Consider the following 25,340-nt stretch of genomic DNA (forward strand, 5'->3'; position numbering starts at 1 on the left):
TCCTTACTCCGCACCGGCCCCCTGGCCGGCTGCGGGTTTACGACCGTAGCGGGAGGCCACCACCACCGCTGCGGTCAGAATCAGCGCCCCCGCAATGCCAATCGGCCCCAGAATCTCCTCCAGAAATACCCAGGCCAGCAGCGCCACAAATAGCGGTTCCAGAGTCACGATGATGCTGGAAAGCGTGGCCGGTGTCGTTTTCATGCCAGTGAAAAAGCACACATAGCCGATGCAGGTTGGCACCACGCCCACATAGATCACCATCAGCCAGTGGCCGAAGTTGAGGGTTTCCAGCCCCCCGAACCCGCCAGTCAGCGCCACCACCGGCAACAGAATCAGCGCTGCCGTAAAGAAACAGATAAACGCCGTGGTGAACACCGGTGTACCGGCAGAGCTGTAACGGCTGGTGAGCGTGAACCCGGTGTACACGCAGGCGGCCAGTAACGCTACCAGAATGCCGGCGAGCCGGAGTGTACCGGTGGTGTCCATATCGCTGAGAACCAGCATGGCGGTGCCTGCAATGGCCGCGAACAACGACAGAACGGTTAAAAGGCTGGGCTTCTCTCCCAGCAGGGGCGCAGCCAGAATGGCCACCAGCACCGGAGGCAAACACAGCGCGATCAGGGTGGCAATGCCCGCACCGGTGAGGTCTACGGCCAGAAGGTAGCTGCCCTGGTAAAACGCCTGGAACAGACCAAGCGCCGCCAACGGAATCAGGGTCTTGCGCGTAAGGCTTCGCAGCGAACTACCGGGCACGCTGGCGCCCGGATTGGCGCGCTCAAGGCGTGTCTGCTCCCGCCGCATCAGCAGCCAGAAAAAAGGCAAGGCCACCGCCAGTCGCAGGAAGCCCAACGTAATGGCCTGCAGCTCGGTACCGGTAAACAGAAATTTCGCAACAATGCCCGTGGTCGCCCATAGCAGGGCAGCCAGGGCGATCAACAGGGCGCCTTGGATCATTCAATAATCAACACAATCAGCTCTTTGGGACCGTGAACACCGTAGGCAAGGGTTTGCTCGATGTCGGCGGTTTTGGAAGGGCCAGAGATTAGCAGGGCATTGGTCGGCATGCCAGCGGCCCAGTTCTGGGCCTTCATCGCTTCGTGGAAGGTGGTGTAAAGCTCCGAGGCCTTGAGGATGGCAATATGAACCGGCGGTACCAGGCTCATCAGCCGTGGCTCATCAGTGTTCGGCCACAGGATCAGCGAGCCGGTCTCGGCAATACCGCCGCGGGTGGAGGTGATGCTGGCGTCCACCTCGTTGAACAGATGGGCCTGCCAGCTTTCGATCGGCTCGTCGTAGATCAGCAGTTCCGGCAGGTTCTCACGACCGGCATTGCGCAGGGCCTGGCCGATTTCGTGCTGCTTCGGGATCAGCAGGTTTCTGGCGCCACGGGTGCTCAGCACCTCGGCCAGTCTGTCCATCCACATGTCTTCGGTGCAGTGGTGAACTTCCCCATGCACAGATTCGATCATCTTCTCGAACCGCTCGATGCGTTCTGCCGTGGACCAGTCGTCCCGAACCAGAACCGAGAAGTCGCATTCCGGTACCGTCAGTTCGCCACCCGTCCGATTGCGCAAACGCTGAAGAATCGTTTCCCGGGAACTCATTGGCCACGCTCCTTCATCCGTTGGTGCAGAGTTTTGGCCGCCAGTTTGGGGGCCGTGCGGTAGTCGGTCCAGGCGCCCGCTTTCGAGGGCTGCAATGCCCTGAATTTTGTCGCGGCGCTGGTGCCAAAGCGGTAAATGCCCGGGCTTGCGTGCATCCAGGCCCAGCCTTTCCAGATCAGTGCCTCTTTTGAGCTTCGCTTGGCACCATGGCCACGGACCTTGGCCGGGTGCAGGTTGTCACCATCCACCGATTCCTGTCGCAGGCGCACCAGCAGATCCGGTATGGGAATCTTGACCGGGCAGACTTCGCCACAGGCGCCGCACAGGCTGGAGGCGCTGGGCAGGTGCCGGCCTTCGTCCAGGCCAATCAGATGCGGCATCAGGATTTTGCCGATGGGGCCCGGGTAGGTGGTGCCATAAGCATGGCCGCCCACTCGCGTGTACACAGGGCAATGGTTCATGCAGGCGCCGCAACGGATGCAGCGCAGGGTATCCAGCAACTCATCGTCCTGGTAGATCGACGAGCGGCCGTTATCCACCAGCACCAGATGAACTTCCTCGGGGCCGTCCAGCTCTTCGGCCTTGCGCGGGCCGGAAATCATATTGAAGTAAGTGGTGATGTGCTGGCCGGTGGCAGACCTTGTCAGCAGGGCGAGCAGGGCGGAGACGTCCTCCATGCTCGGCACCACCTTCTCGATGCCGGTTACGGCGATGTGGCACTTTGGCACCGTCGTGGTCATCCGGCCGTTACCCTCGTTTTCCACCAGACAGAGCGTGCCGGTCTCTGCCACCGCGAAGTTCACACCGGAAACGCCAACATCCGCGTTCATGAACTTTTCCCGCAGCTGCTGGCGGGCGCTGGCGGTGAGGTATTCCACATCGTTGGAGAGATCCGTGCCGGTTTTCTCGTGCATAAGCTTGGAGATCTCACCGGTATTCTTGTGAATCGCGGGCATGATGATGTGCGAGGGCGTCTCATCCGCCAACTGCACGATGTACTCGCCAAGATCCGATTCCAGGGCTTCAATTCCCTCTGCTTTCAGGTAATGGTTCAGCTCCATTTCCTCGGAGACCATGGACTTGCCCTTGATCACCGTCTTCGCATCCCGGGCCTTGCAGATATCCCGCACGATCCGGCAGGCTTCGTCGCCGTCCACCGCCCAGTGCACCTTGATGCCGTTTTCCGTCAGTTTTTTCTCAAGCTGCTCCAGCAAGTCGGGGAGATTGGCCAGGGCACGCAGGCGAACATTGGCGCCCAGCTCCCGGAGGGTTTCCAGATCCCAGCCCTCGAATGCCGTCTTGCGCTTGGACATCAATCCGTCCATGGCGCTGCGGAAGTTCTTGCGGATCTTGGGGTTATGAATGGCCGCCTGAGCCCGCGGGTGGAACTCTTTTACGTCGATGTGATGGCCAGTGTGCTCGGCTGTCTCGCTCATGACTGCTGCCCCCCTTTGCCCCGGGTGCGCGACCACAGGAAACTGAGAATGTGCTGGCCTTCAACAGGCTTCTGGTTCTTCTCGGCGTACCCGGCAATGTTCATCAGGCAGCCACAATCGGTGGTGACAAACTGTCTGGTGCCGGTCTCCACCAGTGCATCTACTTTCTCGCTTACCATGGCGCCGGAAATCTCCGGGTGGCGAACCGCAAAGGTACCGCCAAAACCACAGCACTCCTCCGGCCGAACCTGCTCCACGAGATTCACGTTCTTCAACTGGCCCAGGAGCTTTGGCCCTACCTCGGCCACGCCCATTTCACGGCGGGCGGAGCAGGAGGTGTGCATGGCAACCGTGGTGGGCTCACCCAGGTCTTCCAGTTTGATATGGCAAACGTTCAGCAGAAAATCCGTCAGTTCCCAGACCCGGCCAGCCACCTCGGCGGCTTTGACTTCATCCGGGGTGTCCTTGAACAGATCCGGGTAGTGCTTGCGCATCATCCCGCCACAGGAGCCGGACGGCACCACAATGGGCCAGTCGCCGGGAAACAGGTCGAGCTGGGCACGGGCTACCGATCGGGCCTGATCATGGTAACCGGAGGTGTAGGCCGGCTGGCCGCAGCAAGTCTGGTCCTGTGGGAACAGCACCTCAATGCCTTCACGCTCCAGCAGCTCCACACCAGCAATGCCCGCATCCGGGTAGAACATGTCCACCAGACAGGTGCCGTAGAAATACACTTTTGAAGGTTTGGATGGATAAACCTTAATGGGATCAACCATGGGCCGACGCTCGTCATTTTTGAATTGTTATCTAGCAATAATAGGGTGGCGAGCGCGGTGTTGCCAGACGACTTTATGGGCAGCCTGAAATCGAAAATGGAGCGATGCAGGAAGGGAAGATGGGCAGCGGCAGCGCGCCACTGCCCGGGGTATTACTTGACGGTCAGGCGCGCGGCGTTCTTCTCGATAGTGCGCTCGCCAATGCCTTTCACGTTTGCCAGATCTGCAGTCACTGCAAACGGGCCATTGGCTTCGCGATAGGCAACGATGGCTTCAGCCTTGCTCTGGCCAATGCCGTTCAGGCTGGCGAGGGTGGCCACGTCGGCGGTGTTGATATTGATAGCGGCTTCCTGGGCGTAAGCAAAACCGGTAACCAGGCTGAACAGCAGAATGAGGGTTGCGAAAAGCGGTGTGCGCTTCATGAATTCAAGCTCCTGAGATTTGCATTTATGGTTGTGTGCCAGGGCGCAAAGCAGCAGAAGCGAAATGTAAGAAGAGAGCAGAAATGTCTGTGGGGATGGGGAGTGCACGGACGGGACCACATTCCTTGTGATCCCCGATTCCGTGGCTGACCCCTGCCTGTTCCCTCAGGCGTGCGACTCATCCTGAGCGCGTCTTCCCTGCGGTCATCCCTGTAAGCCCTGATCCTTTGGGCAACTCCATATCCATGGAGTTTTCATCCTTGCGGCTTCGATCCTTGAAGCTCTCGTCCTTGGGCCAACATTCCTTGCTGGCTTGTCATCCCTGACACTGACCATTCTACTGTGGTTAGAATTCCTACCTATCGGAGAATCGCTCCGGGGGTTGTGCGATATGTCTTACAGATTTGTAAGCATTTCGGAGGCGAGCAAAATGAACCAGAGTTCAGTATTTTCGGGGGCTCCGAGGCAATTTATTGCCCGCCGCGGTGGGCTTCAGCGGCTTCGCGGATTCGCTCCATCGTAATCGCCCGAACCGCCTTCTGGCTGGCACGGATATGGCGGGTCAGCCGATCGGCGGCCTCGCTGGCCATGCCGCTCCTCAAGGCCTCCAGAATGGCCGCATGCTCAACGTAGGTCGCATCCACCCGTTCCTCCCGGCTGAAGTCCAGGCGCCTCACAATCCGGAGCCGGTCGGTGATCTCCCGATGAATCCGCGTCATTTCCCGATTCCCTGCGGCGGCGACCAGATCGCAGTGAAAGCTTTCGTCCAGCATCCGGACCGTGCTGCCCACCGCGCGCTCCGATGGATGATCCGGATTCCAGAGGGCGGTGAGTGTGCGCAATGCTTCCGGTTCCTCGGCCAGGCCACAGATCTTGTGCACGGCCGCCCGCTCGAGGGTGATGCGCAGGTCATAGAGCTCTTCCACCTGCCGGAAATCAAACGGTTTTACCTGCCAGCCACTGCGGAACAGCACCTCCACATGGCCCTCACGCTGCAAGCGGTAAAGCGCCTCCCTGACGGGCGTCCGGCTCACATTCAGGCGGGTTCCGATATCTCCCTCGCTGAATCGGTCGCCCGGAAGTAGCCGGAACTCGAAGATGTCCTCTTTCAGGGCTTCATACACCCTGTCTGCCACGGACTCTTTTCTTCTTTGGTTTGCCATTGGCTCCGATTGTCCCCCGTCAGGCGCCAGATTTACCCGCCATGCTCAGGATCTGGAGGCGATATAGGCGCGCCAGCCACCGAATTCCGTGACATCCTCTGCACCCTCAAAACCATAGCCTTCGCAGATAAAACCGTTGACCCATCGGCCATCTGCCAGTTCAACGTTGCCAATACCAAGGGGCGCGGGAATCAGATCCACAAAGGAACCGAAGGCGGAGGCGGGCATCTCCCAGACTTCCACAATGATTGCCTCCCCCTCGCCCGGGGCCGCGCGCTTCAGCCCGGGCTTCGGCGGTGTGGTGTTTGGCAGAGCGAACAGCCGGTAGTGGGCCGAGGTTGTGGTTTGCTCAAGCAGCACCGCATTGCGCTCACCGAGCTGCGTGTTCAGGGGCATGCCACTGAGGTGGGCGCCAACAACCGCCACCTTGATGGTGGGTGTGGAAATGGCGGCCCCGGGTGTCTCCTCGGGGCGCGCCCGGGCGGTAGCGCCCAACGGTGTGGGGTGTGAATTCAGCCACTGGCAGGCCAGGTGTTGCAGCTCCGCGTCTTTCCACGCGCCGCTGATCAGGGTAACGCCAAAAGGCAGGCCGTCATCCCGGAATCCCGCTGGCACAGCGAGGGCGCTCATGTCGGCCAGGTTAACGAAATTGGTATAGGTGCCCAGTTGGCTGTTCAGGGTCACCGGGTCTGCATTCACCGCTTCGATGGTGGGCGCGGTCGGAGCCGTGGGTACCAGCAGGGCATCCACGTCTGCCAGCAGCTCATCGATCTGGCGAAGCAGTTCTTCTTTGCGGTAAAGGGCCTTGAACGTATCGGTGGCGCTGAAGTTCGCAGCCTTGCTGATAATGCTTTTGACCACCGGATTCATCTCATCGCCATGGCTGGCCATGAACGATTCCACGGCCGCATGGCGCTCTGCCACCCAGGGGCCTTCGTAGAGCAACGCGGCGAGTTCCAGCAGGGGGCTGAAGTCCAATGGAATCAGTTCCACATTCTGCTGACGCCACTGGCTGATGGCCGTGTTCCAGGCCGCTTCCGACTGTTGATCGCCAAACCAGTGCGGATGCTCGGGAATGGCGAGTCGTTTAATGGGTCCAGGTCGCCGAAGGGCGGCGCCATCAAGCGGTAAGGCGTCCGGGGACTTGCGCGAAAAGGCATCGCCGGCGTCGAAGCCGGCCAGAGTATCCGACACCAGGCCGGCGTCGTTTACGGTGAGCGCAAAAATGGATACGCAGTCCAGCGAACGACAGGCCGGCACCACGCCTCGAATGCTGAACAGCCCTTTGGTTGGCTTGAGGCCCACCAGATTGTTCAGCCCGGCAGGCACCCGGCCGGAACCGGCGGTGTCGGTACCCAGGGCAAAAGGCACCAGCCCTCGCGCGACAACCGATGCTGAGCCGGAGCTGGAGCCGCCGCTGATAACTTCCGGTTTGAACGTGTTCGGGACTGCACCATAAGGGGAGCGTGTGCCTACCAGGCCGGTGGCAAACTGATCCAGATTGGTTTTGCCAATCACCACGGCGCCCGCGGCCTTGAGTCTGGCCACGGTGTGGGCATCTTCCGCCGGCGTGTAGGCGAAGGCAGGGCAGGCTGCGGTTGTTTCAAACCCGGCCACATCAATGTTGTCTTTCGCCGCAAACGGAACGCCGTAAAGAGGCAGCGTGCTGATATCGCCACCAGCCTTCTCGAGCTCCTCATCCAGCTCAGACAGCGCTTTACCCAGCCCTTCCTGGTCCAGAATCGAGATCCACGCAGCATCGTTTGAATCCAGGCCGGTCAGCAACTCACCCAGCAGAAAACTGGGCGTAGCGCCCTCCTTATAAGCGTTCTGCCAGTCCTTGATGGTCCATCCGAGCATTGAAGGCATTCGTCTTCCTCATGTGCGTAATCAACTTGTATACATGAGGAATGGCAATGCCTGTGCCATTTACCGATTTTTATCGATAGTGACTGAAAAACATAAGGTTATGAGTTTTTTTGATGCACGGGACGATTCAGATCTGCCCGCATCAGGTGCGGGCGCACCAAAAACGCTCATGAATGCTGTGCTCTGGAGGCATGTTTAGTGGTGCTGGCCTGCGGAATTTGCCTTGTATACTAGATAACTAATTGTTTTTAAATGAGATGTGAGGTGTGTGGAACAGCAGATGCAGAGGCCCTGCTGCGTTTTAAGACGAACTGCATACCTAACTAAGAAAAGGACGCCTGAAATGACTATTAAAAAACACGTGAAACTTGGCCTCTCTGCACTCGCACTTTCCATCTCTTTTAATTCCATTGCGGCGGAAGATCCCATCAAGGTGGGTATCCTGCACTCTCTGTCCGGCACCATGGCCATCAGTGAAACCGTTCTGAAAGACACCGTTGAAATGCTGATCGAACAGCAGAACGCCAAAGGCGGTGTGCTTGGTCGTCAGATGGAAGCGGTTGTTGTAGACCCGGCCTCCAACTGGCCGCTGTTCGCCGAGAAAGCCCGCGAGCTGCTGGCCCAGGAAAAGGTCGACGTAATCTTCGGTAACTGGACCTCGGTTTCCCGTAAGTCCGTGCTGCCGGTGGTGGAAGAGCTGAACGGCCTTCTGTTCTACCCGGTTCAGTACGAGGGTGAGGAATCCTCCGAAAACGTTTTCTACACCGGCGCTGCGCCCAACCAGCAGGCGATTCCTGCGGTTAACTACCTGATGAACGAAATCGGGGTAGAGCGCTGGGTTCTGGCAGGTACCGACTATGTATATCCGCGTACCACAAACAAGATCCTTGAGACCTACCTGATGGACATGGGTGTGGCCAAGGAAGACATCATGATCAACTACACACCGTTTGGTCACTCCGACTGGCAGAACATTGTCTCTGACATCAAGCGCTTCGGTTCCGCCGGCAAGAAGACCGCCGTGGTTTCCACCATCAACGGTGACGCCAACGTACCTTTCTACCGTGAGCTGGGTAACCAGGGTATCGCGGCCTCCGACATTCCTGTAGTTGCCTTCTCCGTGGGTGAGCAGGAGCTCTCCGGTATCGACACCGGCCCGCTGGTTGGCCACCTGGCTGCCTGGAACTACTTCATGAGCGTGGACAACGACGCCAACTACGACTTCATCGACCAGTGGATTGAGCACACCGGCAACGAGCAAGCCGTAACCAACGATCCGATGGAAGCCCACTACATCGGCTTCAATATGTACGTCGAGGCGGTCAAGAAGGCCGGCACCACAGACGTTGACGCGGTGAAAGACGCCATCATCGGTGTCACCGTGCCCAACCTCACCGGTGGCTACGCCGCCATGATGCCCAACCACCACATCACCAAGCCGGTGCTGATCGGCGAGATCCAGGACAACGGCCAGTTCTCCGTCGTCTGGGAAACCCCGTCGCTGGTCGCTGGCGACGCCTGGTCTGACTACCTGCCTGGTTCGCGGGACATGATTGCAGATTGGCGCAAGCCGATGTTCTGCGGAACCTTCAACACCGCAACCGGCACCTGTGGCGCCTCTGCGGGCGAAATGGCCGCTGAAGCCGAGTAAGGCTCAGTTGGCATAGCACCATGGACAACCGGGGGTGGCAAGCGCCGCTCCCGGCTGTTCCCCGCAACACGCTTGAAACAGACAGGACATTCTCATGAGCATCTTCCGATCGCTCACACTGCTGCTTATCGCCCTGTTTTCCCTGCTATCGCTGCCCGCAACGGCGCAGGAAGACGACCCCGGCAAGGCTCTGCTGATTAACCTCGCAGAAGCGCCGGCCAGCAAAGTGGAAGAGGCGGTAAACGCCATCGTTAGCAGCGGTGATGAACGGGCCAGGGGCTGGCTTGAAGCTTACGGAAACAATCGCCTGAGCCGGGTAAAAGACACCGGGCAGGTGGTACTGGTACTGAACAACCGGGGCAGGGACTGGGAAATTGCAGATCCGCTGACCGGAGAGAACATGGGTGAAATGTCCCGCCGCGAGCTGGACAGAGTCGCCATCAACAACCGCATACGGGGCCAGCTTGAAGGCATACTGGCCATGCTGGACCTGAATGCCAAAGACCCGGAGGTGCGCGAAGCGTCCGCACAGGACATGATGGGCAAGGTGGATGCGTCCCTGGTTGAGCCGCTGGAAGCGCAATTGGCAAAAGAAGAAAACGCCGCCGTACGCAACCGCATTGAAGAAGCCCTGGCCATCTACCGGGTGGGTGAGGGCAACCTCGAGGCCGTGGACGTGCTGGCCGGAAGCCTGCATCCCCGCGCCCGCGCCGCCCTGAACGAGGCCGTTCGCGGTGACAATGAGGCGCTGGCCGAGCGGGCCGCCAAAGCCCTCGAAAGTATCGAACAGAAACTCAAGTTGAACCGCGCCGCCGAGACCCTGTATTTCGGGCTATCCCTTGGCTCGGTTCTGGTGCTTGCTGCCATCGGCCTGGCCATCACCTTCGGCGTGATGGGCGTGATCAACATGGCCCACGGCGAACTGATCATGCTGGGCGCCTACACCACCTGGGGCATGCAGCAGCTCTTCCCCGGCCAACCCGGCCTGGCACTGATTCTCTCTATTCCCGCCGGCTTCCTGGTGGCGGCCACCGCCGGCATCATCATTGAGCGCAGCGTGATCCAGTATCTGAAAGGCCGACCGCTGGAAACCCTGCTGGCCACCTTCGGTATCAGCCTGATCCTGCAGCAGCTGGTGCGCACGGTGATCTCGCCCCAGAACCGCACCGTGGTAACGCCGGATTGGATGAGTGGCTCCCTGGTGATCAACGACGCCCTGTCGCTGACACTCAACCGTCTTTACGTGCTTGCCTTCGCGTTGATTGTCTTCGCCGGCCTGATGCTGATTATGCGCAAGACCCGCCTGGGCCTCGAAGTGCGCGCCGTTACCCAGAATCGCGCCATGGCCCGATCCATGGGTATTCGTGCCACCCGCGTGGACATCATGACCTTCGCCCTGGGCTCCGGTGTGGCCGGCCTGGCCGGGGTGGCGCTTTCCCAGCTCACCAACGTGGGCCCGAACCTGGGCCAGAACTACATCATCGATTCGTTCATGGTGGTGGTGTTCGGCGGCGTCGGTAACCTCTGGGGCACGCTCATCGCTGGGCTTTCCCTGGGCACTATCAACCAGCTGCTCGAACCCTGGGCCGGTGCCGTACTCGCCAAGATCATCGTGCTGGTGTTCATCATCCTGTTTATCCAGAAACGGCCGAAGGGGCTCTTCCCCCAGAAAGGCCGGGCTGCGGAGGGTTAAGCTATGTGGTTAACAAGACCCTTGCAGGAGCGTTCAACCCAGATCTTCCTGGGCGTGCTGTTCGCCGCCCTGGTGGTGGTTACCTTCCTCCATCTGTTCATGCCGCAGGACAGTGCTCTGCACGTCAGCGCCTACACCGTGACGCTGCTGGGCAAGTACCTGTGTTATGCACTGCTGGCGGTGGCGGTGGACCTGGTGTGGGGCTACCTCGGTATTCTCAGCCTGGGCCACGGCGCCTTCTTTGCCCTGGGCGGTTACGCCATGGGCATGTACCTGATGCGCCAGATTGGTGATCGCGGCGTGTATGGCGATCCCATCCTGCCGGACTTCATGGTGTTCCTGAACTGGCAGGAGCTGCCCTGGTTCTGGCACGGGTTCGACATGGCCTGGTTCGCGTTCATCATGGTGCTGCTGGCGCCGGGCCTGCTGGCCCTGGTGTTCGGTTTCCTGGCCTTCCGCTCGCGGGTGACCGGCGTATACCTCTCCATCATCACCCAGGCGCTGACCTTCGCCCTGATGCTGGCCTTCTTCCGCAACGAGATGGGCTTTGGCGGCAACAACGGCCTCACCGACTTCAAGGATATCCTCGGCTTTAACCTGCGCACCGATGCCACCCGCCTCGGTCTGTTCATTGCCACCGGCATCGCATTGGCCATTGGCTACGTGATCTGCCGTGGCATCGTGACCAGCAAACTGGGCCGGGTGAGCGTGGCCTGCCGCGATGCCGAGGCCCGCACCCGCTTCCTGGGTTACCGGGTGGAACGGGTTCAGCTGTTCGTATTCGTGGTGTCCGCCATGCTGGCGGGCGTGGCCGGCGCGCTGTACGTGCCTCAGGTAGGCATCATCAACCCCAGCGAGTTCTCGCCGCTGTTCTCCATCGAGATCGTGGTGTGGGTGGCTCTGGGTGGTCGTGCAACCCTCTACGGCGCGGTGATAGGCGCCATCCTGGTGAACTACGCCAAAACCGTGTTCACCGGCATCATGCCGGACGCCTGGCTGTTCGCCCTCGGCGGTCTGTTTGTGCTGGTTACCGTGTTCCTGCCCAAGGGCATTGCCGGGCTGCTGCAGAAACGCCGCAAAGCCAAAACCGATGACGATACCCCCGCCGGGCAGGAGGCCACCGCATGAGCATTTTTTCGGAACTGGCTGACCGGGAGCACGTGTTCGAGTTTCTCACTCAGGTGCAATCGCCGGTGGACGTGCGCCACGGCCCTATCCTGTACATGGAAGACGTGAGCGTGAGTTTTGACGGCTTCAAGGCCATCAACAATCTCAACCTCACCATCGACGATGGCGAGCTGCGCTGCATCATAGGGCCCAATGGCGCCGGCAAGACCACCATGATGGACATCATTACCGGTAAAACCCGGCCGGATACCGGCTCGGTGTGGTTCGGTAGCCGCCACAACCTGCTCACCATGAACGAGCCGGACATCGCCTCCCTCGGCATTGGCCGCAAATTCCAGAAACCCACGGTGTTCGAAGCCCTCACCGTGTTCGAGAACCTGGAACTGGCCATGGCGGCGGACAAGCGGGTATTCCCGACGCTCACCGCCATCATGAAAGCCGAATACCGGGACCGCATCGACGAAGTCCTGGAAATGATCGGCCTGGAATCCCTCCGTGACCGCCTCGCCGGCATCCTCTCCCACGGGCAGAAGCAGTGGCTGGAGATCGGGATGTTGCTGATGCAGAAGCCCCGCCTGCTTCTGGTGGACGAACCTGTTGCCGGCATGACCGAGCAGGAAATGGAACGCACCGCCGAACTGCTCACCAGCCTGGCCGGCAAACAGTCGGTTGTGGTTGTGGAACATGACATGGGCTTTGTGCGCTCCATCGCCCGCAAGGTCACAGTGCTGCACCAGGGCAGCGTGCTGGCCGAAGGCACCATGGACCAGGTCTCCAACGATCCGGAAGTGATCAAGGTGTATCTCGGGGAGGAGGCGTGATGCTGAAGATTGAAAAGCTCAACCAGTTTTACGGTGAAAGCCACACCCTCTGGGATCTGGATCTGGACGTACCCCAGGGCCAGTGCACTTGCGTGATGGGCCGCAACGGCGTGGGCAAGACCACCCTGATGAAATGTATCATGGGTGAGGAAACCACCAAAAGCGGCAGTATTGAATTTGCCGGCGATGTGGAACTCACCAAAAAGAAAGTGGAAGACTGCTCCCGCCTGGGCATTGGCTACGTGCCCCAGGGCCGCCAGATTTTTCCGCTGCTGACCGTGGAAGAAAACCTGCGCACAGGGCTGGCGGTGCGCAAGGACGGCAGCAAGAAAATCCCCGAGCGGGTGTACGAACTGTTCCCGGTGCTGAAGGAAATGAAGCACCGCCGCGGTGGTGATCTCTCCGGCGGTCAGCAACAGCAGCTGGCCATTGGCCGGGCCCTGGTAATCGAACCGCGCCTGCTGATCCTGGACGAGCCCGGGGAGGGCATCCAGCCCAACATCGTGGCCCAGATTGGCGAGGTAATCCGCAGGCTGATCGAGGAAGACGGCCTGACGGTGCTATTGGTGGAGCAGAAGCTTCCTTTCGCCCGCAAGTATGCCGACCGCTTCGCCATCCTCGACCGGGGCCGCCGCGTGGCAGACGGTGGGATTGCCGAACTGACCGATGAACTCATCAAGAAGCACCTGACCGTATGAGCGCCTTCCAGCCCATCACCGCCCACACGTCCGGCCATCGTTTTGATGGCGAACGGCGCTGGGCCGCAGCTATCGACCTGGGGTTTGAGGCGCGCAACGAGGGTGCCCCCGTGCCGGTGACCCGTCTGGTGCGCCGCCGGCATATTGGCCCGCTACGGGTGCAGCGCCCCTTCTACCCGGAAGGCAAAACCGGCTGCTGCCATGTATATCTGCTGCATCCACCGGGCGGCCTGGTGAGCGGCGACGAGCTGCGTATCGAGGCGTCGGTAGCCGAAGGCGGACACGCGCTGCTCACCACCCCGGCCGCCGCCAAACTCTACAAGGCCGACAGCCACGGCGTGGCCTGGGGCCAGCACACGCGATTGCAGGTGGCGAAAGACGCCATCCTCGAATACCTGCCCCAGGAAACCATTGCCTTCGATGGCTCCCGTGGGGAACAGACCACCACCATTGAACTCGCCAACGGTGCCCGAACCCTGGGCTGGGAAGTCCTCGCCCTGGGCCGCCCGGCCAGCAATCTGCCGTTTGCCACCGGCGCCCTGGAACAGCGCTTCCATCTGAGCCTGGACGGCAAGCCGCTCTGGCTGGAACGCCAGCTTCTCGACCCCAGCCACCGGCGCTTTACCGGCCACTGGGGGCAGGGTGGGGCTACCGTGCAGGCCACCCTCTGGGCGGTTGGTCTGGACGATGAGGCCGCTGCCATTGAATTGCTGAGAGAACAACTGCCGGACAACAACCGCTGGGCCGTCACCCGGCGCCGTGGCGTGTTGCTGTTTCGCTACCTGGGCACCGAACGCAACGAAGCCTGGGCCCTGTGCGAACAGGCGTGGCATCTGTTGCGACCCATGCTCGCCGGTGTGCCGGCCCACACACCCAGAATCTGGCTTACCTGACGGCGTTAGCCGCAACAGAGAGAGAACGGAGTCACCATGGAACTCACCCCAAGAGACAAAGACAAGCTGCTGCTCTTCACCGCCGCCCTGCTGGCGGAGCGCCGCAAGGCCAAGGGCCTGAAGCTGAATTACCCGGAAGCCGTGGCGCTGATCAGCGCTGAGATCATGGAAGGCGCCCGGGAAGGCCGCACGGTGGCTGAGCTTATGAGTGCCGGCACGGAAATCCTCACCCGTGACGACGTGATGGACGGCGTGGCCGACATGGTGCACGAGGTGCAGGTGGAAGCCACCTTCCCGGACGGCACCAAGCTCGTCACCGTTCACAACCCGATTGTGTAAGGAGACCGACATGACCCCCGGTGAATACCAGATTCAGGACGGCGATATCGAGCTTTGCGCCGGCCGCGAACGCATCGAACTCGAGGTTTCCAACACCGGCGACCGCCCGGTGCAGATTGGCTCCCACTATCACTTCGCCGAAGCCAACCCGGCGCTGGATTTCGACCGCGCTAAAGCCCGAGGCTACCGCCTTGACGTAGCCGCCGGCACCGCGATCCGCTTCGAGCCCGGCCAGACCCGCTCGGTCACCCTGATTCCGTTTGCAGGCAACCGGGAAATCTACGGCTTCCGCCAGGAAGTGATGGGCAAGCTGGAGGGCAAGGCATGAAAATTTCCAGACAAGCGTATGCCGACATGTACGGCCCCACCGTGGGTGACCGGGTTCGCCTGGGCGATACCGAGCTGTGGATCCAGGTGGAAAAGGACCACACCCACTACGGCGACGAAGTGAAATTCGGCGGCGGCAAGGTCATTCGTGATGGCATGGGCCAGAGCCAGCGCTGCGACGACGCGGTGATGGACACCGTGATCACCAACGCCCTCATCCTCGACTGGTGGGGCATCGTGAAGGCCGATGTGGGCATCCAGAAAGGCCGCATCGCCGCCATCGGCAAGGCCGGCAACCCGGACACCCAGCCGGACGTGACCATCGTCATCGGCCCGGGCACCGAAATCATCGCCGGGGAAGGCAAGATCCTCACCGCTGGCGGCATCGACCCCCACATTCACTTCATCTGCCCCCAGCAGGTGGAAGAAGCCCTGATGAGCGGCATCACCACCATGCTTGGCGGCGGCACCGGCCCGGCTACCGGCACCAACGCCACCACCTGTACGCCGGGCCCCTGGCACATCGGCAAGATGCTCCAGGCGGTGGACAGCCTGCCCATGAACATCGGCTTCCTGGGCAAGGGCAACGCCAGCCTGCCGGAAGCGCTGGAGCTGCAGGTGAAAGCCGGCGTGATTGGCCTCAAACTGCACGAAGACTGGGGCACCACCCCGGCCAGCATCGACAACTGCCTGACCGTGGCCGACGAATACGACATCCAGGTGGCCATCCACACCGACACCCTGAACGAATCCGGGTTTGTGGAAGACACCCTGGCCGCCTTCAAGGGCCGCTGTATCCACACCTTCCATACCGAAGGCGCGGGCGGCGGCCACGCCCCGGACATCATCACCGCGTGCTCCAAGGATTACGTGCTGCCGTCGTCCACCAACCCCACACGGCCCTACACCGTGAACACCATCGACGAACATCTGGACATGCTGATGGTGTGCCACCACCTGGACCCGAACATTCCTGAAGACGTGGCCTTCGCCGATTCCCGCATTCGCCGGGAAACCATCGCGGCGGAAGACATCCTGCACGACATGGGCGTGATCTCCATGATCTCCTCCGACTCCCAGGCCATGGGCCGGGTCGGCGAGGTGATCTGCCGCACCTGGCAAACCGCCCACAAGATGAAAGTGCAGCGCGGCCTGCTGCCAGAAGATGAAGAGCTGGGCGCCGACAACTTCCGCGCCAAACGCTACATCGCCAAGTACACCATCAACTCCGCCATCACCCACGGCATCGCCCATGAGGTGGGTTCCGTGGAAGTGGGCAAGCTGGCGGACCTGGTGCTCTGGAGCCCGGCGTTCTTTGGCGTGAAGCCCGCCTGCATCATCAAGGGCGGCATGATTGCCGCGGCGCCCATGGGCGACCCGAACGCCTCCATCCCCACGCCCCAGCCCGTGCACTACCGCCCCATGTTCGGCGCCTTCGGCAAGGCCGCCAGTGCCACCCGCCTGACCTTTGTCAGCCAGGCCGCGCTGGATGCCGGCATTGGCAAGGAGCTGGGTCTGGACAGCCCGCTGTCCGCCTGCAAAGGCGTGCGGGAAGTACGCAAGGGCGATATGAAACTGAACGACGCGTGCCCACACCTCACCGTGGACCCGCAAACCTACGAAGTACACGCAGACGGCGAGCTGCTCACCTGTGAGCCCGCCACCGAACTGCCCCTGGCCCAGCGCTATCATCTTTTTTAATCAATACAGCTCAGGGCTGCTCTGAGAGGAACACACTAATGTTGGAACTGACAAAACGACTGAGTGAACAGGAAGCGGCCGGGATCGAGAGCTCCGAGATTCTCGACAACCTGATCCTGCCCTACGAACTGCGCATCCGTGGTCGCCTGCGAGCCACCACTCAAACGAACGTGGACGTGGGCCTGTTTCTCGACCGTGGCCCGGTACTGCGTGACGGTGACCTGCTGCAGGCCAAAACCGGCGAGATCATCCGCGTCCGAGCGGCCGAAGAGCAGGTGGTGACCGCCCGCATCGAAAACGGCCAACCCCTGGCGCGCCTGTGCTACCACCTGGGCAACCGCCACGTGACCTTGGCCATCGGCATGGACGATAAGGGCGCCTATGTGCGCATCACCCCGGACCACGTGCTGGAAGAGCTCGCGGAGCGCCTCGGCGCCACGCTGATTCACCACACCGCCCCGTTCGATCCGGAACCCGGTGCCTACACCCAGGCCGGGTATTCCCACGGACATGGGCACGGCAACGGTCACAGCCACGGCCATTCCCACGGGCACAGCCATTCACACGACCACGACCACGGGCATAACCATGGCCACAGCCACAAGCACACCCACTGAGGCCGGCGCGGGCCCGGCTGGCGATCTGGCCCTGCTGGGCCTGATGCAACTGGTGAGCCCGGCACTGCCCATCGGCGCCTTCGCCTGGTCCCAGGGCCTGGAAAGCGCCTTCGAACTGTGCTGGGTGAACAACGAAGCCGAACTGGCCGAGTGGGTGGAAGGCGTACTGGAAGACGGCCTCAGCCGCTGCGAACTGCCCCTGCTGGTGCGTTTGCAGAGCGCCTGGGCGGAAAGCGATGCCGACACGCTGGCCCATTGGAACAATTGGCTGCACGCCACCCGGGAAACCGCCGAACTGAGCGACGAAGACACCCGCCTGAGCGGTGCCCTGGTCACCCTGCTGCGCAACCTCGACCTGCTGCCGGAGCCACACCTGATTCCGGAAGAGCCGGGCTACATCACCATGTTCGCCTGGGCCGCCCACAAACGGTTTGTGCCCGTGCGCCAGACGCTGCTCGGCTTCGCCTGGGCCTGGCTGGAAAACCAGCTCGCCGTCGCCTGCAAAGCGTTGCCCCTGGGGCACACCGCCGCGCAACGCATCATCGAACGGCTGCGCCCACAACTGGTGGCGGCAGTAGACATTGCCCTGGAACGAGACGATCACGAACTCGGGCCCATCCTGCCGGGACTGGCGCTCGGAAGTGCCTTACACGAAACACAGTATTCACGGCTTTTCAGAAGCTGAATAACAATTGAGGAGATCTGCCATGACACATTGTCTGAGAGTTGGAGTCGGCGGCCCGGTTGGCTCCGGTAAAACCGCGCTGCTGCGCCAGCTGTGCAAAGCCCTGCGGGACCACTACGGCATCGCGGTGGTGACCAACGACATCTACACCCGGGAAGACGCCGACTTCCTCCTGCGCCACGAAGCACTGGCCGCAGACCGCATCCTGGGCGTGGAAACCGGCGGCTGCCCGCACACCGCCATCCGCGAAGACGCCTCCATGAACCTGGCCGCCATCGACGACCTCCAGCGCCGCCACCCGGATCTGGAACTGGTACTGGTGGAATCCGGCGGCGACAACCTCTCCGCCACCTTCAGCCCCGAATTGAGCGACCTCACCCTGTACGTGATCGACGTCTCCGCCGGCGACAAGATCCCCCGCAAAGGCGGCCCCGGCATCACCAAATCCGACCTGCTGATCATCAACAAGATCGACATCGCCGAACAGGTGCATGCCTCCCTGGAGGTAATGGAACGGGACAGCAAGAAGATGCGCGGCGAACGGCCTTTTGTGTTCACCAACCTGTACGACGGGGTAGGGCTGGAGACCATCATCAGCTTCATTCTGGAGCGGGGCATGCTGCCGGAGCGTCGTCCTGAAAAACTGGCGGAACCCGCCTGAGCCAACCGACTTCGAACGACTTGAGAACCATCAGGAGAAAACCATGAAATTCACAGCCAAACTCCTCACCGCTGCCGCGTTGCTGACTGCTTCCGCCACCGCCATGGCCCATTCCGGCCACGCCGAAGGCGGTTTCACCAGCGGTCTGCTGCACCCCATGCTGGGCCTGGACCACCTGCTGGCAATGGCCGCCATCGGCTTCTGGAGTGTGCGCCAGAGCAAACACATGAAAAACGCTACCCCGGCCTTCGTGATCGGCGGCATGATTCTCGGCGCCACCCTCGCCTGGAGCGGCCTGAGCCTGCCGGGCGTGGAAACAGGGATTACCTTTTCAGTACTGGTCGCCGGTATCCTGATTGCCACATTGGCCAAGCTGCCAACCGCGGTTGGTGGCACACTGGTTGGTGCGTTCATGCTGTTCCATGGTTTTGCTCATGGGGCTGAAATGCCTGCAGGTGCGACACTTGCCGCTTACCTGGCTGGCTTCTCTATCGCTACGCTCGCGATCACTTTCGCTGGGCGTGGGTTGGGTGGCCTGATGCTGAGGGCGGATAGCCGGTTTAGCCGTGGTGTTGGTGGTGTGTTGGCGGTTGCCGGGGCGTACCTGGCGGCTGCTTGATTCGAATGTCGAAACCACCAGAAGATCAATAGAAAGCCGCTCGGGAAACCGTGCGGCTTTCTCGTATTTAAGGAGCCTAGCTTAGGAATCAAAGTGCCAAAATTTAGCCCCGGACTTATTCCGCGACAACCGGTTGCGGTTGAACGCCAGCCATGCCGAAAAACTGTTTTCTGAACCGCCCCGCATTCCGGAAGAATGTTTAATAAGGAAGTGGGGCTAGTCCGTGCGTTCGACCAATCTATGAACTAAGGTACTGTTTTAAATATGGCTCGGAGGAGCTTTATTCCATCTTTTTGTATAGCGATGCAAAAGTCCGAGTTCCGCGTCGTGGAATAATTCAGTCTAGTTGTTATTGGGTGTCTAGAAGCAACTCTATACACATGAACTCCGGAGGCCTCCGTTGACTATTGATGAACTGCGTATTGCTCTTGATACTTATCTAGGCCCCCTCCTTTCTGCACAGATTCTTCCCGGAACTGTGAGCTGTCGAGCCAACAGCAGGCGAGTTGCGGCGCTTGAGCCATGCAAGACGGCCATCAAGGCTCATGAAAAAGATGTCGAAAGAATTGTTCTCTATCGTCAACCTGGATTTACGCCAGAAGAACTTGAAATTACGAAAGATTTCGTTGAGGAGCTTGTCGCAATTCATGACGCGGCTGCTCCTCAATACCGCGCAGAGCTATTTACCTTTCTTCCCTCGAGGGCGATCGCTCGTCACTTGGGAGGGCTTGACGCCGTAAGTCAAATCTTGCGCCAGTTCGAAATTTGGTCAGCTCGAACATATGAGGGAGGCGCAATTACCTCGTCAATCGGGATCGATCCAGATGCAAATGGTCATGGCAGTAATCTCAACGAGATATTCGATCAAGATTTCTCTGCTGTAATAAGTAACGGGTTTGACACTCTTCTTGTAGTAACTCCAGATTGCGAAGTATCAGGCTCTGGCCAACTCACTGCCAATCAAATTGGCCTTGACTATGTGCCTTATAGATTGAATGCCATTGCAGATTGGGCTTCGGGAGAGCGAATTGCATTAGTATTAAATCGGCTTGGCGAGCAGATGATCTTCCGAAATAAGAGGCTGGTCTTCGCAAAGAGACGTGGTGAATGGCAGTTTTACGCTCATGAAATGTATCTCAGGCAACTCCAGCCCCCTCAAAATAGAGCTTTGCGGGAAGCCATTTACCAAAGCTGCCTAGATATATCTTTTGCTCGTACGGGGGGCTGCATTATCGTAATCCGGTCTGGCTCGATTGACGAGGTGGGAGCTCTCGTTTCTGATCACGATCTTCTTGAGGGACGAAATCCGTCCATTAAGGCAAAAACGATACAGGCTATGGTGGGTGGAAAATTACAGGACCTAGATCGTAGATTGCGCCAAGAACTTCTTGCTCTGGATGGAGCAATGGTTCTCGACCATACTGGCAATATCGTTGCGGCTGGCGCAATCATCAGCGTTCCAGGGGGTAGTGAAGGTGGTGGTCGAACCGCCGCAGCCAAGAAAGGGAGCGGACTAGGTTTAGGTGTCAAAATTTCTGAGGATGGCGGTATCACAGTTTATAAAGAAGAACGCCGTATATTTGTGGCGTGACCATTTGCTCAGCCCATAATAGCAGGGACGACGACGCCCATTACATAGGGCCTTCGGCTCCATTCGATGGTCGTGCATGATGAAGACGTTAGGCGGTCCAGTTACAGATACCTTCTGTCATGGTCAGGTATGCATCTATCATTGGGGTGTTCTGTGAGCCGGAAGACGGTCTGTGCATGCACCGATTGATTTTGTCGTTAAGCCGTTCGAGGAGCTGAACGGCCTGGCAGTGTTGCAGCTTTTATTGGCCGGGAGCTGGGTATCCAACTGGGCCAGAGTTACAACTGGCTCCGTTAGTTCACCGTCCTGACTGACAAGCAGTTCAATATCGTTGATGATGTCGATTACTCCAATGCCGAAAGGGTAGCTAGGCACAACTTCCAGCCGGAGAACGAAACCATGAAAAAGAAAATGACTTCCAAAACAGGGTGTCTGCGCAAAAGTCGGCCTTTTCGTCCTCTGCTAACTTTCAATAAAACTCGGAACTGAGGAACTTAATTTGTTATCGGAATTGTTGAGTCGAGGCTATTTTCCAAAAGAATTGCCAGCTCCATTTGTTACAGAAAGCTTTGCTTCGCTGATGACAACTGGTTCCAAACCGGCGGACTCTGATTTTGGAAAATTGGTGAAAAAGGGCGAAAAAATTCCAAAAGCAAAGACAACAAAGTTTTCCCACGCACGAGGCGGGCTATTACGGAGGCAGTTGAGTTTATGCAACCCTGTGTCTTTTTATCTGCTATCACGAGAGATTGTTGTTAATTGGAAGACGATTTCCGAGTATGCAGCTGGTACTCCGCTTTCTGCGACGGCTCCAGAATTCAAGGCGACGGGGCGAGCGATTAATGGAAAACTTCCCCAGTCATGCAGAGCGAACCTGGCCCAAAAGTCAAGATTGGGTCGCCGATTCGTGCTTACCACCGACATAAGTCGTTTTTACCACAGTGTATATACTCACTCGATTCCTTGGGCGCTTCACACTAAGGCTCTAGCTAAGAAAGATCATAGCTTTGGCTTGCTCGGGAACAGACTCGACTTTTTAGTAAGGCAAGGCCAGGACGGCCAAACGGTTGGAATTCCAATTGGTCCAGATACGTCGCTGGTTTTAGCCGAATTGATAATGCAAAGATGTGATGATGAGTTAATCGCTGAGCTGCCTAGTATTAGAGGCCATAGATTTATAGATGATTACGAGTTGAGCTTTGCCACGCGGACAGAAGCTGAAGACGCGTTTCATATATTGGGAAGTTGCTTAGCCAAATATGAAATAGCACTCAATCCTAAGAAGACGAGTGTCTCAGAACTACCGATGCCGCTAGGATCCCCCTGGTCCTCAGAGCTAAAAAAAATTCAGTTTCGAACATCTGTAGCTGGCCAAGCCGCTGACCTAGAGGGATTTTTTTCTCGTGCGTTTGAGCTGCACCATGAATTCAAAGGTGAGCCAGTTCTGCAATTTGCCGTTGCACGCTTGCGATATCAAGACATTCATTCTAAAAATTGGAAGCTTTTCCAGCGATTGGTCCTACTTTGTGCTTTGCCAGAGCCAGCCACTTTTCCTTATGTGTTGGAACAAATAATCAGTAGGGTCAACCGCGGAGCGGCTGTGCTGAAAGCGCCTCTGGAAGAAATAGTTAATGTCCTTGTTGTGAACCATGCTTCGCTTCGTCATTCCAGCGAAGTAGCAAACGCATTGTGGGCATGCCTAGCCCTGAAGCTCACGCTTCATGATGAGGCGGTCGACGCTCTTGCTGGATGTGAGGATTCTTGCGTAGCGCTACTTGCGTTAGATTGCAGAAATAGAGGCCTTCTCGCTAAGACCTTAGACACTAGCATATGGGAGGCCCAGATGAGTGCCGCTGGTCTTTATGATGAGCACTGGCTGCTTGCCTATGAGGCAAATTTTAAAGGATGGCTGCCTGATCCGGATGGTAAAGATTATGTTATGGCAGATTCAAACTTCGGTTATTTAAAAACTAAAGGTGTGTTTTTTTACGATGAGAGACTTGCCACTTCTACTGTAGGAGGTCAGATACCCATGCCAAAATTACCATCAATCCAAATCGGGTCAGCCAGTCGGTCAATTTAATATTTTAGTCCGATAACCTAGGGTTTAACGTCGCAAATATTTTTTGGTTCAAGAGCCTGCCATTCAAGAGTATAGTAATAAGATTAGTGCATTAAATTCCGAGTGATGAAGTAAAAAAGGAGTCCTGTTTGAAGTTCTTTAGATGGCTTTTTTCTCTTCAGTCCGAAGAAAAGTATATAGATGATCCCGCAAAAAAACTGCTGAATAGCATGCGTTTGACAGCAAAATGTCGATTTAATGCCTCAGTTCGTTTACAGCGGTTAGCCCGTTATTCATTTCTTACTACAACAATTTTCTCGCTCGGATTAATTTTTATACCGTTGTATCATAAGTCTGGTTTGGAGATTCCTTATACTGACCAAGTTATTAATATGCTTCAGATATTTTTGGCTGTTGCGGTTTTGGTCTATTCGGTCGTCAATGCAACGGCTAAGTATGATGCAAGAGCTTCAGCTTTAGATAATTGCGGTGTAAAAATTAAGGAGTTAATTAGAAAGCTTCGCCACGAAATAGCTGAATCGTCTCAGAGTGGGGTGAGTATAGATTTAGAGAAATTCCACCACGAATATCACATTGTGTCGTCAGAGCCTGAAAATCATAATAGAGTAGATTTTATTTTGGCCACTCTGGAATCAAGGCAAGATTTCGATATAACTGGTATTAAAAGACTTTTCCTGCATTTTAAATCAAGGTTAATATATTTTCTCCCATATTTAATTCCTACTTCTATGATGGTTTTCGAGTTTTTTGTGATAACTGATATGCTAGGCGTTACACAGGTGTTTACGGAAGTTTTTGCGAATGCTGCTCAGTAGTTAGCTTGAGGAAAACCGGGACAGATTTATTTTTGACTAAGTGACGAGACAGTCACAAGATGATTAAGAGGAAACACAATGCAAAAAAGGAACGCAGTAGCCCTTTCGGCTGTTCTAGCTATTACAACTACTCCTCTGCTTGCGGAAGAAACTTCATCCGTTATCGGCAAAAGTAATTTTTCATACAGTACCGTTGGCGGGTACCTGGGGCGGGTAACGCCGGATGAGGAAATCGTTTTTCTGAATGAGGTATACGAGGACTTCGGTGCTGCCGGCATCAATGGTGCGGTTCAGTTGGCTGATAACCTGGCGATCGGGGCATCAGCGGGTATTTTCACCAACGAAGGCAATCGCACCGAAATCACCAACTCCTCAATTAGCTTAAACCTGTTTGTACCTATTCCCATTGGGGATCGTGTAGACCTTATTCCCCGCGTTGGCTATGTGGGCAACGAGGTCGAAGCTTGTGCGGATAACATCTGTGCCACCGAAGACGACAGTGCTCTATCTTACGGCCTGTTTACCCGTATTTGGGTGGTGCCGGGCACCCTGGAGATCAGCGGTGGTTTCTCAGATTCCGATGAGGAGAACTCTGACAGCACGACTTCAATAGGTGCGGCACTCTGGTTTAGGGAACATCACAGTATTGAGTTGAATGTGGACCAAAATGACAGCTTTGATGCTGTAACGGTGGGATACCGCTATACCCTGTGATTTCGATAAACTCTACAAAACCGGGACTGCAGAGAACGGATTCTTTGCTTCAAAAGCAAGGATGAACGGATGATGAAACAGACCAGGGTGATTTTGCCCGGTTTTGTAGAAAAAGTGGAGTCCCCATTGATCAAACCCAGTTGTTACAGTTGCCGAAAAAGGTTTGAGCCATCTGAGCTCCGGGTGTCTTACTCGAAAAACTACTGTGAGCGCTGTGGCGTTGGGCTGTTTGGTGAGGAATATTTCAGTTTCAACGCCAAGCCCGCCCCAACGATCCGGAAGAACCTTTCTGTCCATTTTGCAGTGCTTCTTTTCGCTGCTGCTAGCCTGTTTTTATGGCTTTTGTCAGGCCAGTCGTGACCGCTCGGAATCCGACGCAGATTTATTGTCCCACTTTCCAGCTGTCCGGATTCCGGATCCCGTTTTAGTTCGAGAATAACCCTAGGTGCCGAGGAGGCGCGATTTGCAGCCCAAACCTAAAGATAAATCTGCAGGTCTTACTTCCAATTTGCGTGATTTTCGCCCCGTTCAAGCAACCTTTTACAATTGACTACAATTCGCTCTTTCACCTCTTCCCAATAAAAACATAAATTTGCGCCGAAAAATAAAGCAACCTAAGGAAGAGGTAGATAATGAAAAAGGCAGCAATTGTTGGAATCATCGCAGCTACGGTTTTGGCGTCTGGCTGTGCTCACCGCGTCGCTGATCTGACAGTCGGTAGTACCAAAAACTACAACATTAACTCTGCAAGCTTTCTGAAGGGTGATCGGGTAACTGGCGAGGACATCGTGCCCGTCGTTCTCTTTCCGCTTGGTATCCCCAATGTTAAGACAGCCGTAGATGATGCTATTGAAAAAGATCGGTGCGCCGTTGGTTTGTCTGACCTTGTCATTACCAGTCTGCAGCAAGCGTTTCTGGTTGGTCGGATAGGATTCCGTGTAGAAGGGAATCTGATCATTGACGAAGAAATCGACGGTTGCAGCGCACGCGCTTAATCTGAATTCCTGCAAGCCAGGAACCTGAGATAGTTT

26 protein-coding genes are annotated in these 25,340 nt (G+C 57.5%); 18 read left to right on the forward strand and 8 right to left on the reverse strand.

Features of this window, described 5'->3' with window-relative positions; translation table 11 throughout:
- Nucleotides 1-3 precede the first annotated feature (3 nt).
- The 7 genes from WA411_RS09480 to atzF all read right to left on the reverse strand — a co-directional run bounded on the left by WA411_RS09480 (nt 4) and on the right by atzF (nt 7,264).
- Nucleotides 4-957 carry a DMT family transporter gene (locus WA411_RS09480; protein ID WP_291906434.1) on the reverse strand — a complete coding sequence of 318 codons (954 nt, stop codon included), beginning with the start codon at nt 955-957 and terminating at the stop codon, nt 4-6.
- On the reverse strand, nt 954-1,607 hold the full coding sequence (locus tag WA411_RS09485) for a LutC/YkgG family protein (RefSeq protein ID WP_069184405.1): 654 nt from the start codon (nt 1,605-1,607) through the stop codon (nt 954-956). Before WA411_RS09485 ends, WA411_RS09480 begins: the two co-directional genes overlap by 4 nt.
- A complete protein-coding gene (locus tag WA411_RS09490; RefSeq protein WP_291906431.1) occupies nt 1,604-3,043 on the reverse strand; it encodes a LutB/LldF family L-lactate oxidation iron-sulfur protein in 1,440 nt (479 codons plus the stop codon). Before WA411_RS09490 ends, WA411_RS09485 begins: the two co-directional genes overlap by 4 nt.
- Nucleotides 3,040-3,819, reverse strand: coding sequence for a (Fe-S)-binding protein (locus WA411_RS09495; protein ID WP_136630142.1), 780 nt, complete (start codon nt 3,817-3,819; stop codon nt 3,040-3,042). The genes WA411_RS09490 and WA411_RS09495 overlap by 4 nt, the downstream gene beginning before the upstream one ends.
- Nucleotides 3,820-3,971: 152 nt before the next feature.
- The gene (locus WA411_RS09500) at nt 3,972-4,241 is read right to left on the reverse strand and encodes a ComEA family DNA-binding protein (RefSeq protein WP_069184402.1); all 270 of its coding nucleotides are present in this window, start codon (nt 4,239-4,241) and stop codon (nt 3,972-3,974) included.
- A gap of 470 nt (nt 4,242-4,711) precedes the next feature.
- Entirely contained in the window at nt 4,712-5,404 is a 693-nt protein-coding gene (locus WA411_RS09505) for a GntR family transcriptional regulator (RefSeq protein ID WP_291906426.1), read from the reverse strand.
- Nucleotides 5,405-5,449: 45 nt separating this feature from the next.
- Complete coding sequence (atzF, locus tag WA411_RS09510; RefSeq protein ID WP_291906681.1) at nt 5,450-7,264, reverse strand: allophanate hydrolase; 1,815 nt, start codon at nt 7,262-7,264, stop codon at nt 5,450-5,452.
- 352 nt (nt 7,265-7,616) lie between these two features.
- Between atzF and urtA the strand changes: the two genes are divergently transcribed.
- The 17 genes from urtA to WA411_RS09595 all read left to right on the forward strand — a co-directional run bounded on the left by urtA (nt 7,617) and on the right by WA411_RS09595 (nt 24,309).
- Entirely contained in the window at nt 7,617-8,924 is a 1,308-nt protein-coding gene (gene urtA, locus WA411_RS09515; RefSeq protein WP_291906424.1) for an urea ABC transporter substrate-binding protein, read from the forward strand.
- A gap of 94 nt (nt 8,925-9,018) precedes the next feature.
- Nucleotides 9,019-10,617, forward strand: coding sequence for an urea ABC transporter permease subunit UrtB (gene urtB / locus WA411_RS09520; RefSeq protein ID WP_291906422.1), 1,599 nt, complete (start codon nt 9,019-9,021; stop codon nt 10,615-10,617).
- Nucleotides 10,618-10,620: 3 nt separating this feature from the next.
- Complete coding sequence (gene urtC, locus WA411_RS09525) at nt 10,621-11,745, forward strand: urea ABC transporter permease subunit UrtC (RefSeq protein WP_153633873.1); 1,125 nt, start codon at nt 10,621-10,623, stop codon at nt 11,743-11,745.
- Nucleotides 11,742-12,566, forward strand: a complete 825-nt coding sequence (gene urtD / locus WA411_RS09530) for an urea ABC transporter ATP-binding protein UrtD (RefSeq protein WP_291906419.1) — start codon at nt 11,742-11,744, stop codon at nt 12,564-12,566. The genes urtC and urtD overlap by 4 nt, the downstream gene beginning before the upstream one ends.
- Nucleotides 12,566-13,264, forward strand: coding sequence for an urea ABC transporter ATP-binding subunit UrtE (gene urtE / locus WA411_RS09535; RefSeq protein WP_291906417.1), 699 nt, complete (start codon nt 12,566-12,568; stop codon nt 13,262-13,264). Before urtD ends, urtE begins: the two co-directional genes overlap by 1 nt.
- Entirely contained in the window at nt 13,261-14,157 is an 897-nt protein-coding gene (locus WA411_RS09540) for an urease accessory protein UreD (RefSeq protein ID WP_291906415.1), read from the forward strand. Before urtE ends, WA411_RS09540 begins: the two co-directional genes overlap by 4 nt.
- A 36-nt stretch (nt 14,158-14,193) precedes the next feature.
- Nucleotides 14,194-14,496, forward strand: a complete 303-nt coding sequence (gene ureA, locus WA411_RS09545) for an urease subunit gamma (protein ID WP_069184394.1) — start codon at nt 14,194-14,196, stop codon at nt 14,494-14,496.
- A 10-nt stretch (nt 14,497-14,506) separates the two neighbouring features.
- Entirely contained in the window at nt 14,507-14,824 is a 318-nt protein-coding gene (locus WA411_RS09550) for an urease subunit beta (protein ID WP_069184393.1), read from the forward strand.
- The gene (ureC, locus tag WA411_RS09555; RefSeq protein WP_291906412.1) at nt 14,821-16,524 is read left to right on the forward strand and encodes an urease subunit alpha; all 1,704 of its coding nucleotides are present in this window, start codon (nt 14,821-14,823) and stop codon (nt 16,522-16,524) included. Before WA411_RS09550 ends, ureC begins: the two co-directional genes overlap by 4 nt.
- 38 nt (nt 16,525-16,562) lie before the next feature.
- Nucleotides 16,563-17,141, forward strand: coding sequence for an urease accessory protein UreE (locus WA411_RS09560; protein WP_291906409.1), 579 nt, complete (start codon nt 16,563-16,565; stop codon nt 17,139-17,141).
- A complete protein-coding gene (locus WA411_RS09565; RefSeq protein ID WP_291906407.1) occupies nt 17,113-17,826 on the forward strand; it encodes an urease accessory protein UreF in 714 nt (237 codons plus the stop codon). The genes WA411_RS09560 and WA411_RS09565 overlap by 29 nt, the downstream gene beginning before the upstream one ends.
- Before the next feature lie 22 nt (nt 17,827-17,848).
- Nucleotides 17,849-18,487: an urease accessory protein UreG gene (gene ureG / locus WA411_RS09570; RefSeq protein WP_291906406.1), complete on the forward strand. Its 639-nt coding sequence runs from the start codon at nt 17,849-17,851 to the stop codon at nt 18,485-18,487.
- A 43-nt stretch (nt 18,488-18,530) separates the two neighbouring features.
- Entirely contained in the window at nt 18,531-19,106 is a 576-nt protein-coding gene (locus tag WA411_RS09575) for a HupE/UreJ family protein (protein WP_291906404.1), read from the forward strand.
- A gap of 400 nt (nt 19,107-19,506) precedes the next feature.
- Nucleotides 19,507-20,697, forward strand: a complete 1,191-nt coding sequence (locus WA411_RS09580) for a hypothetical protein (protein ID WP_291906403.1) — start codon at nt 19,507-19,509, stop codon at nt 20,695-20,697.
- 499 nt (nt 20,698-21,196) lie between these two features.
- Complete coding sequence (locus WA411_RS09585) at nt 21,197-22,780, forward strand: RNA-directed DNA polymerase (RefSeq protein ID WP_291906401.1); 1,584 nt, start codon at nt 21,197-21,199, stop codon at nt 22,778-22,780.
- Nucleotides 22,781-22,908: 128 nt separating this feature from the next.
- Complete coding sequence (locus WA411_RS09590; RefSeq protein ID WP_291906399.1) at nt 22,909-23,595, forward strand: SLATT domain-containing protein; 687 nt, start codon at nt 22,909-22,911, stop codon at nt 23,593-23,595.
- Nucleotides 23,596-23,673: 78 nt separating this feature from the next.
- On the forward strand, nt 23,674-24,309 hold the full coding sequence (locus WA411_RS09595) for a hypothetical protein (RefSeq protein ID WP_291906397.1): 636 nt from the start codon (nt 23,674-23,676) through the stop codon (nt 24,307-24,309).
- Nucleotides 24,310-24,321: 12 nt separating this feature from the next.
- Here WA411_RS09595 and WA411_RS09600 read toward each other — a convergent pair whose 3' ends face one another.
- A complete protein-coding gene (locus WA411_RS09600; protein WP_291906395.1) occupies nt 24,322-24,606 on the reverse strand; it encodes a hypothetical protein in 285 nt (94 codons plus the stop codon).
- Nucleotides 24,607-24,941: 335 nt separating this feature from the next.
- Between WA411_RS09600 and WA411_RS09605 the strand changes: the two genes are divergently transcribed.
- Nucleotides 24,942-25,304, forward strand: a complete 363-nt coding sequence (locus WA411_RS09605) for a hypothetical protein (protein ID WP_209400423.1) — start codon at nt 24,942-24,944, stop codon at nt 25,302-25,304.
- Nucleotides 25,305-25,340 lie beyond the last annotated feature (36 nt).

It is taken from the genome of Marinobacter sp. CH_CUG1437-1 (assembly GCF_037029655.1).
GTDB classification, from domain to species: domain Bacteria; phylum Pseudomonadota; class Gammaproteobacteria; order Pseudomonadales; family Oleiphilaceae; genus Marinobacter; species Marinobacter salsuginis.

Coding starts and splice junctions, on each gene's coding strand:
- WA411_RS09480 (WP_291906434.1), bottom strand. CDS start 957: ATGATCCAAGGCGCCCTGTTGATCGCCCTGGCTGCCCTGCTATGGGCG.
- WA411_RS09485 (WP_069184405.1), bottom strand. CDS start 1,607: ATGAGTTCCCGGGAAACGATTCTTCAGCGTTTGCGCAATCGGACGGGT.
- WA411_RS09490 (WP_291906431.1), bottom strand. CDS start 3,043: ATGAGCGAGACAGCCGAGCACACTGGCCATCACATCGACGTAAAAGAG.
- WA411_RS09495 (WP_136630142.1), bottom strand. CDS start 3,819: ATGGTTGATCCCATTAAGGTTTATCCATCCAAACCTTCAAAAGTGTAT.
- WA411_RS09500 (WP_069184402.1), bottom strand. CDS start 4,241: ATGAAGCGCACACCGCTTTTCGCAACCCTCATTCTGCTGTTCAGCCTG.
- WA411_RS09505 (WP_291906426.1), bottom strand. CDS start 5,404: ATGGCAAACCAAAGAAGAAAAGAGTCCGTGGCAGACAGGGTGTATGAA.
- atzF (WP_291906681.1), bottom strand. CDS start 7,264: ATGCTCGGATGGACCATCAAGGACTGGCAGAACGCTTATAAGGAGGGC.
- urtA (WP_291906424.1), top strand. CDS start 7,617: ATGACTATTAAAAAACACGTGAAACTTGGCCTCTCTGCACTCGCACTT.
- urtB (WP_291906422.1), top strand. CDS start 9,019: ATGAGCATCTTCCGATCGCTCACACTGCTGCTTATCGCCCTGTTTTCC.
- urtC (WP_153633873.1), top strand. CDS start 10,621: ATGTGGTTAACAAGACCCTTGCAGGAGCGTTCAACCCAGATCTTCCTG.
- urtD (WP_291906419.1), top strand. CDS start 11,742: ATGAGCATTTTTTCGGAACTGGCTGACCGGGAGCACGTGTTCGAGTTT.
- urtE (WP_291906417.1), top strand. CDS start 12,566: ATGCTGAAGATTGAAAAGCTCAACCAGTTTTACGGTGAAAGCCACACC.
- WA411_RS09540 (WP_291906415.1), top strand. CDS start 13,261: ATGAGCGCCTTCCAGCCCATCACCGCCCACACGTCCGGCCATCGTTTT.
- ureA (WP_069184394.1), top strand. CDS start 14,194: ATGGAACTCACCCCAAGAGACAAAGACAAGCTGCTGCTCTTCACCGCC.
- WA411_RS09550 (WP_069184393.1), top strand. CDS start 14,507: ATGACCCCCGGTGAATACCAGATTCAGGACGGCGATATCGAGCTTTGC.
- ureC (WP_291906412.1), top strand. CDS start 14,821: ATGAAAATTTCCAGACAAGCGTATGCCGACATGTACGGCCCCACCGTG.
- WA411_RS09560 (WP_291906409.1), top strand. CDS start 16,563: ATGTTGGAACTGACAAAACGACTGAGTGAACAGGAAGCGGCCGGGATC.
- WA411_RS09565 (WP_291906407.1), top strand. CDS start 17,113: ATGGCCACAGCCACAAGCACACCCACTGAGGCCGGCGCGGGCCCGGCT.
- ureG (WP_291906406.1), top strand. CDS start 17,849: ATGACACATTGTCTGAGAGTTGGAGTCGGCGGCCCGGTTGGCTCCGGT.
- WA411_RS09575 (WP_291906404.1), top strand. CDS start 18,531: ATGAAATTCACAGCCAAACTCCTCACCGCTGCCGCGTTGCTGACTGCT.
- WA411_RS09595 (WP_291906397.1), top strand. CDS start 23,674: ATGCAAAAAAGGAACGCAGTAGCCCTTTCGGCTGTTCTAGCTATTACA.
- WA411_RS09600 (WP_291906395.1), bottom strand. CDS start 24,606: ATGGACAGAAAGGTTCTTCCGGATCGTTGGGGCGGGCTTGGCGTTGAA.
- WA411_RS09605 (WP_209400423.1), top strand. CDS start 24,942: ATGAAAAAGGCAGCAATTGTTGGAATCATCGCAGCTACGGTTTTGGCG.